The 14654-nt window shown below is 42.7% G+C and carries 12 protein-coding genes and 1 pseudogene; 10 read left to right on the plus strand and 3 right to left on the minus strand.

Translation table 11 applies throughout. The features are described from left to right. The first annotated feature begins 72 nt into the window (after nucleotides 1-72). The gene (locus tag QNH46_RS05250; RefSeq protein ID WP_283927182.1) at nucleotides 73-1146 is read left to right on the plus strand and encodes a PD-(D/E)XK nuclease family protein; all 1074 of its coding nucleotides are present in this window, start codon (nucleotides 73-75) and stop codon (nucleotides 1144-1146) included. A gap of 211 nt (nucleotides 1147-1357) precedes the next feature. Here the strand turns inward: QNH46_RS05250 and QNH46_RS05255 are convergent, their stop codons facing one another. Beyond that, nucleotides 1358-1996: a hypothetical protein gene (locus QNH46_RS05255; RefSeq protein ID WP_283927183.1), complete on the minus strand. Its 639-nt coding sequence runs from the start codon at nucleotides 1994-1996 to the stop codon at nucleotides 1358-1360. 21 nt (nucleotides 1997-2017) lie between these two features. Here QNH46_RS05255 and QNH46_RS05260 point away from each other — a divergent pair. Then, nucleotides 2018-2397: pseudogene (locus tag QNH46_RS05260) on the plus strand (phosphotransferase-like protein); the annotation flags it as partial. A 99-nt stretch (nucleotides 2398-2496) separates the two neighbouring features. On the opposite strand, the gene QNH46_RS05265 reads toward QNH46_RS05260, so the two are convergent. After that, nucleotides 2497-3072: a TetR/AcrR family transcriptional regulator gene (locus tag QNH46_RS05265; RefSeq protein ID WP_283927184.1), complete on the minus strand. Its 576-nt coding sequence runs from the start codon at nucleotides 3070-3072 to the stop codon at nucleotides 2497-2499. 195 nt (nucleotides 3073-3267) lie between these two features. Here QNH46_RS05265 and QNH46_RS05270 point away from each other — a divergent pair, with 195 nt between their 5' ends. From QNH46_RS05270 to QNH46_RS05290, 5 genes are all read left to right on the plus strand, one after another. Beyond that, nucleotides 3268-4311, plus strand: coding sequence for an LLM class flavin-dependent oxidoreductase (locus QNH46_RS05270; protein ID WP_283927185.1), 1044 nt, complete (start codon nucleotides 3268-3270; stop codon nucleotides 4309-4311). A gap of 41 nt (nucleotides 4312-4352) precedes the next feature. After that, complete coding sequence (locus QNH46_RS05275) at nucleotides 4353-4727, plus strand: DoxX family protein (RefSeq protein WP_283927186.1); 375 nt, start codon at nucleotides 4353-4355, stop codon at nucleotides 4725-4727. A gap of 200 nt (nucleotides 4728-4927) precedes the next feature. Further along, complete coding sequence (locus QNH46_RS05280; protein WP_283927187.1) at nucleotides 4928-5725, plus strand: sensor domain-containing protein; 798 nt, start codon at nucleotides 4928-4930, stop codon at nucleotides 5723-5725. A gap of 201 nt (nucleotides 5726-5926) precedes the next feature. Beyond that, the gene (locus QNH46_RS05285) at nucleotides 5927-6916 is read left to right on the plus strand and encodes a tRNA dihydrouridine synthase (RefSeq protein WP_283927188.1); all 990 of its coding nucleotides are present in this window, start codon (nucleotides 5927-5929) and stop codon (nucleotides 6914-6916) included. 48 nt (nucleotides 6917-6964) lie between these two features. After that, nucleotides 6965-9232, plus strand: coding sequence for an ATP-binding cassette domain-containing protein (locus tag QNH46_RS05290; protein WP_283927189.1), 2268 nt, complete (start codon nucleotides 6965-6967; stop codon nucleotides 9230-9232). A 239-nt stretch (nucleotides 9233-9471) separates the two neighbouring features. On the opposite strand, the gene QNH46_RS05295 is transcribed toward QNH46_RS05290, so the two are convergent. Beyond that, nucleotides 9472-10395 carry a GNAT family N-acetyltransferase gene (locus QNH46_RS05295; RefSeq protein WP_430691882.1) on the minus strand — a complete coding sequence of 308 codons (924 nt, stop codon included), beginning with the start codon at nucleotides 10393-10395 and terminating at the stop codon, nucleotides 9472-9474. A gap of 741 nt (nucleotides 10396-11136) precedes the next feature. On the opposite strand from QNH46_RS05295, the gene QNH46_RS05300 reads away from it, so the two are divergent. From QNH46_RS05300 to QNH46_RS05310, 3 genes are read left to right on the plus strand one after another with little or no spacing between them, the layout of a single operon-like run. Then, a complete protein-coding gene (locus tag QNH46_RS05300; protein ID WP_283927190.1) occupies nucleotides 11137-13284 on the plus strand; it encodes a sensor histidine kinase in 2148 nt (715 codons plus the stop codon). Between the two features lie 7 nt (nucleotides 13285-13291). Continuing rightward, entirely contained in the window at nucleotides 13292-13996 is a 705-nt protein-coding gene (locus QNH46_RS05305; RefSeq protein ID WP_283927191.1) for a response regulator transcription factor, read from the plus strand. 36 nt (nucleotides 13997-14032) lie between these two features. After that, nucleotides 14033-14347, plus strand: coding sequence for an S-layer homology domain-containing protein (locus QNH46_RS05310; RefSeq protein WP_283927192.1), 315 nt, complete (start codon nucleotides 14033-14035; stop codon nucleotides 14345-14347). Nucleotides 14348-14654 lie beyond the last annotated feature (307 nt).

Raw genomic sequence — 14654 nt, forward strand, 5'->3', positions numbered from 1 at the left:
CTATTTTCGAGATTAAAAAATTCATTACAAAGAACATATTGGAGCGACGGAATTTTTTTAAAGGAGCAGATAATGAAAAGCGTATTTTCACGACTATTTCAGGTGTTAAATAGCAGCAGCGGCCAACCCCACGAGGACTTTTTGACTGAAGTGTTCGCCGAACTTCTCTGTGATCAGGAGACGATGATCGATTTTCTTGGAAAAGTATTAGAAATACCGGTGCAGGAAGCGGAGCATTCATCTATTACAACACAAGTTACTTTTCCGGCTTTGCCCCATCATCAAATGGATAGCCGCCCGGATATGGTGATACGATTTTACGAAGGACAGAAACCATATGTTTTGTTCATCGAAAGCAAGCTAGGCTCTCCGGAAGGAACAGATCAACTGTCTAGATATGCGGACCACCTCGGTGTACTCACTAATCAAGGAACGAAATGTTATTTAATTTACTTAACTCAATATTCTGATGAAAAGGATGCTTCGCTCGTTTTAGCGAATCACAACAACATAGTTTTCAGGCAGCTGCGGTGGTTTCAAATTTTCAAGTGGATGAAGCAGTTGGAATCGAAGAATATCTATGCGTCCAAAGTATTGGATTATATGGAGGAGATCGGATTGAAAGATAATCGGCAGTTCACACCAGTTGACGTATATGCTATTCAAAATATGAATCGGCTACAACGCATGATGGACGAGTGTATGGATGGAGTAGTAGACGGTGTGATGACCAAACATTTCGGTAAGGCAATTCAGCAAAGCAACCGTCATACTCAGTTAAAGTACATGGAACGGTACGTTAAAGCTAGCGAGCAGGAGGGTCGAGCCACCGAGGTGGTTGTTGGTTTTTACTTAACAGATGACGATTACCCCATTGTTTCCGTTGCTTATGAATTCTGTGAAGGACGCTGCCCAAACTTTCCTAAAGTTGTGGCAGCCATGCAGAACTTTATTGCTACACATTCGGGCTGGGAAACTTTCGATCTAAACACTGATGCAGAATGGCAAGGGATTTCTTGTGATCGTAGTTTAGTCGATTTTCTTCATTACGAAGATCACATCAACGAAATTCAAAAGTTTTTCCTGGAGAAATTAAATGAGCTTCATGATATCAAAGTTAAAAATCCAGACTTACACTGGAAATAACTATTTAAAAAAGAAGGGTAAAAGGACTTGGAGGAAAATATGAACATTACCCAAATTGAAGAAGCCTTGAATATTCCCGAAACATCGCTGCGTTGTCAACGTGTGCTTGATGAAGTCCAACCCGTGCTTCGTCAACTTATGCATGAGTTCAAAAACAAATATGCTAACGCCGCCCCGGAATTGCTCAATTACCATGTGCACACCTATGAAGCTACGCTTCGTACAACGATGCATGATGCTCGGAATCCGAAATATGCGAATAAGAAGCAAAATTCACAGTCAGGGCTTTAAATAGGTAGGGGTTTATCGTAGTATCTCTACCTGCAATCGTAGTCAAAATATCTTGAATTTTGACTTCCTTTATGTTGATAATATCGAAGATGTCCATGTGATTGTTTTCTTTCTTATAAATAGCAATAGCGTTCTCCTTTTCCAAGTAATAAATATCATTACAAAAAACGTTCAGGCAATAATACATTAAAATTCCTTGAGTGTAATCAGTTCCAAAACGTTGAGAAACGGGCATTCTTTCTGATGCAAATTTGTAAATAAAACGAAAATCATCTGCTTGACTTACATTGAGTTTTCTAATGCCTGTATGCTCAAATTGGCTTGGTGTAAAGTCCATTGAGAATAGATGCTCTTCTACTGCTTTAAATCCAAACTTGGGATAAAAGTCAAGAACCGTATTGTTGGCAAAGAGGTACATGAAATCATACTTGTTCTCATATTCCTCTAAAACCTTGTTTGCATTCTCCCCCTTAATCCTCAAAAGTGACTGTCTGTATATTAATGGTATTATCCCGTATTTACTAGGTAGAATATGATTATATTCAACAATTCTGCTCATAAGTAAGTTAACTCACATACTCCCATAGCCTCAATGTACTATGCGACAATTAAATTGTTTTCGGAAATGGGTTTGAATGTGATAGTAGATACTGTAATCGACAATGACAAGCGGTTTAATGAGTGTCTTGATATATTTTTTGATCAGCCTACATTGTTTGTAGGTGTCATATGCTCGAAAGAAGAACTCATAAGAAGAGAGCAAATCAGAGGAGATCGACAGATTGGACTAGCAAGTTCCCAATTCGACAAAGTATATTGCTTTAATGAATATGACCTTGAAGTAAATACGGAAGAGTTGAATCCAATAGAATGCGCCGAAAAGATATTAAACTTTTTAAGTCCAATAAGGATTACTCCGTATTTAAGAACTTAAGTAAAAGAAATGTTAGTGTTTCATAGAAGGGGTATCCATCATTCGGCATTGTGTTGTAACCAAATCATATTATCATTAGCTTAATTGCATCTACAGCCACCGCCGCTGTAGATGCTTTTTTCATGCTAATTTGCATTTCCTTCATCTGTATATTCCAGTTTGATGATATGCAATATTTGCTTTACGTAATCTTCTGGTTTTGTCGTGCGATTTTGCATCCAATACATTGCAGCCCCATAGAGTGACCAGCTTAACATCACCGCAAAAGTCTCTATTTCTAATCGATTTTGATTAGACCATTGTCTTTGTGCACACTCTGAAAAAAAGGCTTGGAGTTCCTTTTTAAAGATCGTTTCTATTTGGGGTGTAAAAGCTTCATAACTTCGCTGACACTGGTTACCAACCGATGTGTGGAACTTAATAATCGAGATAAAGATCGACTTAATCGTCTCTTCGTTAATGACCTCATGCATACTAACTTCTTGAAGGACCTCTCTCATCACGCTTTCACTTAGCACTTTTTCAAGCAAGTCATATTTGTCCATGAAATGATTATAAAAGGTTGCGCGATTAACCGTTGCGGCAGATGTAATATCCCCGATTGTGATGTCATTAAAATCTGTTTTCTTTGTTAACTCAATAAATGCGTCCATAATGAGCTTACGAGTGCGAAGAATACGGGGATCGATCTGTTTTTCCATAGCATTCCCACCTACTTTTTAGACATTTTTGCCATTATGTTGGTTAAGCGATAGATCTGAAATACTGTCGATTGCTTACAGTTATTCAAGTTGTTATATTGATTTTACTACAAGTGTTGTATAAGCGAAAGTTGTTGGGCGGGAAAAGTCATGATTCGGGAGCACATGATTTAAAATTGACTAGGAGGTAAGAGAATGGTCGAATTTGAGTTCGGAGTGTATTCATTAGGAGAACGAATATCTGATGCAAGTGGAAATATCCCTAACGCACATTCCAGAGTCGAGGCTATTATTCAAATGGCCAAAATGGCGGATGAAGCAGGCCTCGATATATTTGGTGTTGGCGAACATCATCGTCTGGATTTTGTAACATCTTCTTATGCCATGCTGCTCGCAGCGATTGCACGCGAAACGAAAAATATTAAACTAACCAGTACCCTATCCGTGATTAGCACAGCGGATCCAGTACGTGTCTATGAAGATTTTGCAACGCTTGATTTATTATCTAACGGACGAACTGAAATTATTGTAGGACGTGGGGCATTTTTAGAATCATTCTCTCTCTTTGGAGAAAGTCTGGATGACTATGATGAATTGTTTGATGAAAAGCTGCATCTGTTTATGAAATTGCAAGAAGAGGAAGTGGTTAGCTGGCAAGGAAAGTTTCGTTCTTCTCTTCAAAATGCACAAATAGCACCTAGACCCGTTCAGAAGAAACTTCCCCTTTGGATTGGGGTGGGAGGTACACCTGCAAGTGCCGTTCGTGCAGGAAGACTTGGAGTAAATATGGCACTTGGCTTGCTAAGCGGTCGTCCAGAATCCAGCAAGCCATTAGTAGACCTTTATTGGCAAGCTGCAAGAGAAGCAGGTCATGATCTAAGCAAGCTAAGGGTTTCAGTGTCGGGGCATTCGTATATCGCGCAAACTGGAGAACAAGCGATTACCGAATTTGTTTCGCACTACAATCAATATTTCGGATACTTTTTAAAGGAGCGTGGTCAACACTTTCGAACGACGGAAGAGGAATTGACGCCTCAGAGAGCAGCAGGACAAATATTGGCAGTCGGTAGTGCAGAAGAATTAGCAGAGAAAATCTTGCATCAGCATGAGCTATTCGGGCATTCACGCTTCATGGGACAATTCGATCTGGGGGGTCAGCCATTATCTCGGGTAGAAAAAGCAATGGATCTACTGGCGAACAAAGTAGCACCAATGGTACGCAGGGCTTTATCGAAGTAACGTATAGTAACACGAAATCGAAGAAGGAAGTGAGACGTGTCGTGGAAATATTAACTTATATCTTACAAGGAATCCTTGCAATCATGTTTCTATTTGCAGGATTCGGAAAAGTTACGGGGATCAAGATGCATGTGGAAGCATTTAATCATTTGAGATTGCCCCAATGGTTTCGATTTGTAACTGGGATTGTTGAATTAGCAGGGGCAGCACTTTTAATTGTTGGATATTGGGCTTCAACCTTTGCAACGGCAGGTGCGCTTATATTTGCTATTACAGGTGTAGGCGGCATCCTTTCACATATTCGCGTTAAGGATTCTTTTAAAGATACAGCAATGATTATTTTCTTAACGATTCTATCGTTTGTTGTATTTATTCATTATGTTTCGAAAACAGATATAATAATGTCAGTATTATGAGTAAAAGTTGGAGGTATGGGGTTCGATCCCCCACTCGGCTCCATAGCAAATGTAACAGAACTTCTATTGAGCGGATATAGATCCTAGCCTAAAGACTAGGTTCAGACACTCCCTAAGACGGTTATGACAGCCGAATAAGGCGGTTATAATAGGATTCATAACTTAGAACGTGAACTTATGAATCAAAGGAAGTGTTTGATATGAAGGCAACAGAAGTGAATGCCAAAACGCCGACAGGTAAAGTGAACTGGGTGCTTTTCAATCCAAAAACCTATGCAACGATCCTCTATTTATTGCTATCTCTCCCGTTAGGAATTATTTATTTTACAGTAGCGATAACGGGGCTCGCTCTTTCCATTGCTTTAACTCCCATATTTATCGGAATACCCTTGTTTTTTGGAGTAGCTAAGCTGTTGGATGGGATTGTGAAATTTGAACAAAGCATGATTAGACAAATTTTAGGTTTACCGGCTGCTCCTGCTTCGTATACCTACAATCCACAGTCTAATGCCGGGCAGAACTGGTTTATGCGAATGGTGAGAGGTTTTGACGGTGGGCTATTTATTCGAAATCTGCTGCTCGTCATCATGAGATTTGTAACAGGCATTGTATTCTTTGTTATTATGGTAACGGTGATTTCACTAGGACTAGGATTGATTACCCTTCCTGTCGTGCATATTATATTGATGAATGAAATGCAGCTGGATATTTTGGAACATAGTTTGTTCAGTTATTTTCACATCGATTGGACCTATAATCAGCAATATATGTTTTACGTAGGCGTGGGAGTTGTACTTTTTTGGATCGCGCTTCGCATTGTGAATGGGCTCATGCAAGTTCAGCGCAGAATTATGTTTGTAGATGAGCCCTATCCGCAAGCACCGCCGACAATGCCATTGCAAGATCAAATCCAAGCGTCAGTTCAGTCGCCATATGTTGAACACCCGGTGGGTCAATCCGCTCCAGAGTTCATGCAGCCAGCCTATAGAGAGCTTTAAATCGCATTGCTCAAATAAACCAACCCATATGCCTAAAAGTAGCTTACTGAGATCCAATAAGCTGCTTTTTATTTTTTATCATTTGTAATATCCCTGAGCACATCTGGTTGATCATAAGTGATCAGGCATGTTATAAGTGTTAAAGATGTGGAACCGTTGACTTAAGAATAATGGACGAGAGTTTGATGTCGTTTCTATATAATGAAAGGATTTGAGTTTGATTTGATGAATAATTTTTGGAGGGATCTGCCGCGGCCCTTTTTTGTGCTTGCTCCCATGGAAGATGTGACCGATGTTGTGTTTCGTCATGTGGTGAGCAAAGCGGGCAGACCTGATGTATTTTTTACAGAGTTCGCAAACACGGAGAGTTATTGTCACCCCGATGGGCACAAAAGTGTGCGTGGACGTTTGATGTTTACAGAAGATGAACAGCCTATGGTTGCCCATATTTGGGGAGATAAGCCCGAATATTTCCGGCAAATGAGTATCGGGATGGCAGAAATGGGGTTTAAAGGCGTAGATATTAATATGGGCTGTCCTGTTCCAAATGTGGCATCGAGAGGGAAGGGGAGCGGCCTGATTCTTCGCCCTGATGTCGCAGCAGAAATTATTCAAGCCGCCAAAGCGGGAGGACTGCCTGTAAGTGTAAAAACAAGACTTGGATACGAGGAGATCGACGAGTGGCAGGGGTGGCTAACGCATGTATTAAAACAGGATATTGCGAACCTTTCTATTCATTTGCGAACAAGGAAGGAAATGAGCCAAGTGGATGCGCATTGGGAACTGATTCCGGAAATTAAGACATTACGTGATGAAGTGGCGCCAAATACTCTTCTAACCATTAACGGAGATATTCCTGACCGTGAAACAGGGCTAAAGCTTGCGGAGCAATACGGTGTAGATGGCATTATGATTGGGCGGGGAATATTCAGCAATCCGTTCGCTTTTGAACAAGAACCCAAAGAGCATAGCCCGAAAGAATACCTGGACCTTCTAAAGCTGCATCTGGATCTTCATGATCAATATATCGAAGAGCTGCCACGTGCCATGTCAGGGCTTCAGCGTTTCTTCAAGGTGTATGTCAAAGGCTTCCGCGGGGCTAGTGAATTAAGACATCAAATGATGAGCACCAAGTCAACGGATGAAGTGCGTGCACTGCTCGATAATTTTGAAAAGAATGTTGAAGTGTGATCAGAAGGACAATGGGTGAAATATATTCGGCATAGAAGGGATGGTACAATGTCAGAAATAAAAGATGAGATCATTTTAAGAGGGCTTAAAGAAAATAATCTGAAAAATATAGATTTAAACATACCCAAAGAAAAAATCATCGTATTTACGGGTCTTTCAGGCTCAGGCAAGAGCTCCGTTGTATTCGATACATTAGCAACGGAAAGCCGAAGACAAATGACCTTGAACTATCCCCTCTATGTCAGGAATCAAATGCCAAGATATGAAAGACCTCAAGCCGATCTGATGCAAAATTTAAGCCCGGTTGTCGTTGTCGAACAAAGGCCTATAGGGGGCAATTCCCGCTCAACCGTCGGCACTTTTATGGATATCCATCCATTGATTAGACTTTTGTTCTCCAGAATAGGAGAGCCAGCCATAGGTTCTGCTAGTGATTTCTCAAGTCAAAGCTCCTTTGGCAGATGCTCGCAATGTGGTGGATTTGGGGAGGTTATCACACCCGATGTAAATAAGATGATCGATTACGATAAGTCGCTTCGAGATTATGCCGTGAAATTTAAGCCATTATCACCGTCCGGTTGGCAAGGCAGATGGATGATGACCGGCGGATTATTCGATCCGGATAAACCCATTAAGGACTACTCCGAAGAAGAGCGTCGCCTGCTGCTGTATGGACCCCCGGAAGGGGAAAAAGTCTTTGCGCCGTTTCACACGAAGAACGGGCCTCAACCCCATGAGTGGGACGGGTTATTGCCCAGGTTTACACGTCTTTATATCCATAGAGATGTCACTAAGCTCAAAGAAGTATCCCAAGATGACGTCCTGGCTGTATCCACACATGCATTGTGCCCAACCTGCCAAGGTTCCGGCCTGAACCCCAAGGTGTTGGAATGTAAAATAAACGGTTTAAATATAGCAGAATACGATCAATTAGAGCTGACAGAATTACTCGGGGAACTAAAGAACATCAATGGCCCAATGGGGGAATCGATTGCGCTCCAAGCGATTCCACTGATCCAACAACTAGTGGACATGGGATTAGGTTATTTGAGCCTTTCCAGAAAAATGGGCACGCTGTCCGGCGGCGAGGCGCAAAGAGTAAAAATCGCTCGTCATTTAGGGAGCAGTCTGAACAATATCACATACATATTCGACGAACCGAGTGCAGGACTTCATCCAGAAGAAGTGGACATGTTAATACAGATGCTGCAAAGTATCAAAGAACAACATAATACGGTCATCGTCATTGAGCACGATCTGTCCGTCATTAAAGCAGCGGATGAAATCATTGAGATGGGGCCAGGAGCAGGTGTACATGGAGGAGAAGTGGTCTATCAAGGAAAATTGGAAGGACTAGAAAACTCTTCTGCTGCAACCAACCTAAACTACAGCCTCAACATAAACAAAAATCCAAGAGATATCAAAGGTCATTTTACAATAAAAAATGCAAGTCACAATAACTTAAAAAATATAAGCGTAAACATTCCTAAAAATGTCCTGGTCGCTATATGTGGAGTATCTGGATCAGGTAAAAGCTCCTTAATGCTGGAAGCATTCGCGGAAAGTTATCCAGAAACGATCATGGTAGGGCAAGGCAGTATAGGAGTTTCGAGCCGTTCGACACTAGCTACCTATATGGGAATCATGGATGATATTCGCTCCATATTTTCGAAAGAAACAGGACAACCAGCAGGTTTGTTCAGCTTTAATTCCTTAGGAGCATGTCCTGTCTGCGAAGGAAAAGGAGTGATCACGCCAGACGTTGCATTTGCAGATCCGGTGACTATCCCCTGTGAAGCATGTGCGGGTACGAGATATTCAGATGAGGCGCTGTCATACCGGTATCAAGATAAAAATATTGTAGAAATTTTAGGTTTAACGATCGATGAGGCTATGACCTATTTTCGAATGCCAAAGATCATCAAAAGAGTGAACACGTTAAAAGACGTAGGATTAGGGTATCTAACCTTAGGACAGACGACAAGCTCACTGAGCGGAGGAGAAATTCAGCGTCTAAAACTTGCAAGCCACTTGCAAAAAGAAGGCCAAATCTACCTATTGGACGAGCCATCCTTAGGACTGCATACGAAAGATAATGGAAAACTGCTAGACGTATTTCAAACGCTTGTAAACAGAGGCAATTCCGTGATCATCATCGAACATAATTTAGACTTTATAGCAGTGAGCGACTGGGTCATCGAACTCGGTCCAGAAGGAGGAAAACAAGGAGGACATATTGTATTCGAAGGCAGACCAGAAGAGATGCTGCGTGCAGAGACATGGACAGCGAAATGGTTAAAGTTGACCTCCAATTAGTTATCGTATTAGCAATATCGGCTGTAAAAGTAGGAAGTCGTTTATACAGGAAGAGAAAATCTGTAAATATATATGAAAATTCATATATATTTGATCGTTTAGTGGTAATTAGGCTTATTATGTTCGAAATATCGAATACATTTTAATGGGTTGTGGGAAGGGGAGTACAACCGAACACGGTGCGTGATATCCTCGCTGGGAGAAGAGGGGCCTAAACTCACCCCCTCTTTTTGTGTCGCCTAATTTAGCTCTGTAAAGTACCTTACTTCTTCTTTATCCACGCAGAACCCAACCGATTCGTATAGAGCCAAAGCGGATTTATTCGTAGTTAGTACCATGAGGCTAACGGATTGCAACTGATTAGCTTTGAGATACTTCAGAGCTTGTGTAAGCAAGTACTTGGCAATGCCACGCTTTCTCCAGGGCTCGCGGACGAAAACATCCTCTATTACACCGTGGTCTGCTTCCTGCCATGCCATCAGCCCGCCAACAATTGTGCCTCTTTGACGTATGACCATAGATGTCCATAGTTTGTTATTTTTGTTTTCAGATAGCCGATGAAGACCTATTGGCGTGTCAGGCCAAATTTCAGCATCTAGATCAAGGTATTCTTTTTCTTCATCAGATGTCTCCATCTTCCAGTGTGAGAATTGAAACTCTTCTTGCAGCTTTAACTCAGGAATCGGTTCATTCAAATCTCGATTCATGCCATATAAACTATTCAGACGTTGATATCCTTTTTGGATAAAATACTGATTGTTTGCTGTTTCGGTTGAATCATTACCAACACAAAGTATTGTTCCATATTCTTCAGGCAATGTTTCCTTTAATTGATTTGCTCTTATGTAAAGATACTGATAGACGTTGTCGAGCAAATCCATGTCATGTTCTCTTTCGGGAATGGTTTTCAGATTAATATATATGGAGTGATTATTTTCTTTTGAACGACCGGGAGGTATAACGTTAATAATGCCAACTTGCCCCTTAGCAACCATTTTCCCATCTTCAAATGCACAGTAAACATTTCCCCAATGATCTTCGTCCCCAACCCACCAAAATATTGCGTTTTCTTTTGCTATTACGGATTGGTACAACTCGCCAAGCAAAGGCATATCTCTATGTTCGAAATTACGTATGAATGTTCCGGTTGATGACTGGTTCAAAATAATCCCCCTTTCAGGTAAGGGATTTCGCAGTTTAGTGGGCTAGATATGCGAGTTCCCCCTTGGTTTTTATTACCACTTACAGTAACATCCCTTCAATAATTATCAAAGATAATTTACAACTATAATTATTTTTTCCAGGAGTCTGTTATTTCTCAAAAATATCATTCCCCGACAAGAAGTGAAATTTGTAGCATATACCATGAGGTTTATAGTTCAGCTCATTCTACTCGAATATTCATATATAAACTTGCTCATTCGGCTTATTATATTCGAAATATCGAATACATTTTAAGAATATCAATGAGAACAACGCAGAATCAGCAGAATGATCTATTTGGACGTGAACGAAGGTTTGGAAGACGTGTGATGCTTGCTGAAATTCTACTTTCATGTTGAGTGATTGCATCTACCCATTCCCGAGTCTGTCCAATCAACGATTATTTATTGCATTTTTGATTTGATAGTCTAGGAACTGGGCGGACTATGAAGTTCCACTTAAGATTGTTGCGCAAGCGGATGTCTCGTTGAACATTCTCTTCTTGCTGTAAACTTGGGTTTGTATGTTAATGAACCGTCCGGGGGTGGACGGTTTTTCTTACGTTCAAAAAAGGACCTCATCGTGATGTTCGTGTTCAACGCCTCGCAGATAATTGTAGGGTACATTTTCCTATTATGATGATATTATTTAGATAATCAACTTACTTATCGCGCATCCTGTAGATTGGAGTCGGTTTCATAATGAGGGGTATTCTCCGATTCGGTTCTCGTACGATCTTGCTTCATATAGCTGCTGCCGTTGTTATTGGTTTGGTTGCAAGCTATGCTGTCATCTCTGCACCGGACTCCCCTAAGTTTCGAAGTGAAAAAGGCATTCTGGATTTAACGCAGGTTCATGTCAGTGAGAATCCGCTAAAGTTAAAAGGGGAGTGGGAGTTCTACTGGCAAGAGCTGCTGTCGCCTGAGGACATACAGATTCGTTCTACAAGAGATGGAAATAATGACCGCTGGATCAACATCCCGGGCTCCTGGCTAGGTTATCGGTTAGATGGTCAGCAACTGAACGGTACAGGCTTTGCAACCTTTCGGGTGGTCATAGAGCTTAGCGAGCAGGATAGGAATGAGCGGCTTGCTCTGCGGCTGCCTACTATCTTTCATGCGTATAAATTATGGGTTAATGGCGAGCTGCTGGCAGAAGTTGGTGTGGTTGGTCAGGACAAGAGTGGCGTGACCCCGCATTTGGCAACGAAGCTGGTGTTCTTTCAGCCCGAGAATGACAGGGTGGAGCTGGTTATGCAAGTAGCCAACTTCCATCATAAGCGAGGCGGCATCACCAAGTATATAGAGTTAGGCGGCAGTGATGTGTTAACGGTCAGGACAAATCTGAAAATCGCCGCTGAAATGTTCATCACCGCTAGCCTGCTGGTGATTGGCGTGTATCACTTGCTGTTGTTCGTCCTGCGACGCAAAGACAGGGCTACATTGTATTTTGGTCTGTTCACCATGTTGTTCGGTATCCGATCCTTGCTGGTCGGTGAACTCTTGCTCACACAATTGTGGCCAGCTTTTCCATGGGGCTTGCAGTTCAAGATCGAGTACCTGATTCTTTGCAGCAGTGGATACATCATCACGATGTACTCTGATTGCATCTTTCCAAATTCTGTGTCGCGTTGGTTTCATCTTGGCACGCGGATCGTAACCGGCGCATTCTGTATCATTGTTGTGGTGACCCCTGCACTCATATATACAAAATTATTACTGATGATCGGTGTGATGGTTGTTTTCCATATGGTTTATCTGATGGTTGGACTGGTCCAAGCAGCTTTGCGGCGTATGGAGGGAGCGCTGATCTTTCTGCTGGTATCTGTGGTTGCTTTAGTGACGGTCATCAACGATTTTTTATATTACAACGAATGGTCACGAATCGGCAGTACTTCACCTCTTGGTCTGTTGGTGTTTACGATCGCACAGATGATGCTGCTTTCTTCGAGATTTACGAGGGCGGCGGCGAACGAGGAGAGAATTGCACGCGAGCTGCAGGACGCTAACAACAAGCTGACCCAAATGAATATGAATTTGGAGCGGACCGTGCAGGAGCGTACACAGGCCTTATCCGCAGCTCATGATGATCTCCGCACTTCGTATGACCGGTTGCTTCACTCCGAGCAAGGGAGGAAGAAGCTCCTTGCCTATATTACGCATGATCTGCGTATGCCGCTGTCCAGCATGCTTGGTTATGTAGAAGCTGTGCAGGACAGGGTCAAGCCGGAACGCAATGAACAGTACCTGAAGTATATCCGGGATAACACGATAAGGATTAACCGCATGATCGAGGAGTTGTCCTTCTTGTCGCATTTGGAGACGGGACAAGTCTCGTACCGAATGGAGCCGGTTCATGTGATTCACTTCTTGCGTCGTTTTTTTGAACAATATGAGCTGGTTGTGCGTGACGCAGGGCTCAATTTCATACTGGATATCGGAGATGCGGAAGATCAACGATCGAACTTGCCTGTTGTCGAGATGGATGCGCAAAGACTAGAGCAGGCGTTGTTTAATCTGGTGTTGAACGCAATGAAGTTCACCCCTAGGGGGGGACTGGTGCGTATTGCGCTAGCTGTTTACGAGGTGAATTCTACCCGCTATGCGATCATTAGCGTACAAGATTCTGGCATGGGTATTCCTCCAGATCAGCTCGAGCAAATCTTCGATCGCAATTACAGGTATGATCGACCGGGCGTGGAAAAGGGAGTAGAGGGCAGCGGGCTCGGGCTGGCGATTTGCAGGGAAATCGTACAAGCGCATGGAGGGACGGTTCGAGCGGAGAGCGACGGCAAGACGGGTTCGATATTCTATGTATCGCTTCCTTGTATTATAAATGAAGGAAGGTGACGGTGTGATGGACACGCACAAAATAATGATCGTCGATGATGATCCCCATATCTGCGAGATTGTTCAGGCGTATTGCGAGCGTGAGGGCTTTATATCCTCCTACAGTCATAGCGGGACAGAAGCTATAAAACAGCTTACATCGTTTGAGCCGGATTTGATTGTACTGGATGTACTGCTGGCTAATGAAAACGGCATTGATTGGTGCAGGAACGCACGTAGCTACACGAATGCGCCGATCGTGTTTCTGAGCAGCTGTGAGGAAGACGAGGTGAAAATCAGCGCATTATCCTATGGCGGCGACGATTATGTGACCAAGCCGTTTAGTCCAGGAGTACTCATGGCCAAGATCAAGGCGCATCTTCGCAGAGTGTCGACGGGCAGAAGGGAACAACTGCTGGAGTTGCCGGGATTGACGCTGGATTTCTACGCACAGTCCGTCATCATGGGGAGTGAAACGATCTTTTTATCGAAAAAAGAGTTCGGTCTGCTGTCCTATTTGGCACAACATGTTAATCGTGTCGTCAGCGTCGATGCGTTGTTTCAGCTCATCTGGGGAACGGAGAGTCTGGAGGATACGAGAACGGTCGCTGTACACATCAGTAATTTACGCAGGAAAATCGAGGCTGACCCTGCCCACCCGGAGAGAATCGTTACGGTTCGGGGGGCCGGTTATATGCTGGTTGCCAGAGGTGCGTTGCAAGCACGAACTTAAAGTTTCCTTTAGGTTTCATAAATGGGCTAATCCACCATGAATGGCTACAAGGACGGTACGTTCAAGCCGGATCAAACGATTACACGTGAAGAAATGGTTGTCATGCTGTCCCGCATTGTAAACCTTAACGACTTGGCGAATGACACAACAAAAGGCAATTTCAATGATCTGAATGGTTCTTATGCAGCTAGCGAGATCAAAGTAGCAGCGCAAGCAGGTATCGTTAGCGGTAAAGGGGATGGAAGATTCGATCCCAAGGGCAATGCCACACGTGCAGAAGCGTTGCAGATCATCTTGAATGTGCTGGAGCTTAACCCACAGTTGAAGAAGTTGTTGGATTCACTTAGCTAGTATCTGGAAGGACGCCCGATCGGAGCGTCCTTCATTTCGTTGGAAACGTCATGCACTTGCATGTAGTGAATTTAATCATCGTGACATTGATAATAATTATGAACAACAAGCAATGCAATATTATAGAGCATATCGAAGGATCCAGATGTTATAGAGCCGAATGATGTTCAGAGATATTCCTGAACGTCACTCGGCCTTTTCTATTTTTTCCATCCGTTTCACTGCTTGACTAATCGCTTCGTATCATGAAGTATAAGAATTAAATAAAAATTTTAGGTGTTCTTATGATGAATGACAATCGACAGAA

The organism is Paenibacillus woosongensis (assembly GCF_030122845.1).
In the GTDB taxonomy this organism is placed as follows: Bacteria; Bacillota; Bacilli; order Paenibacillales; family Paenibacillaceae; genus Fontibacillus; species Fontibacillus woosongensis_A.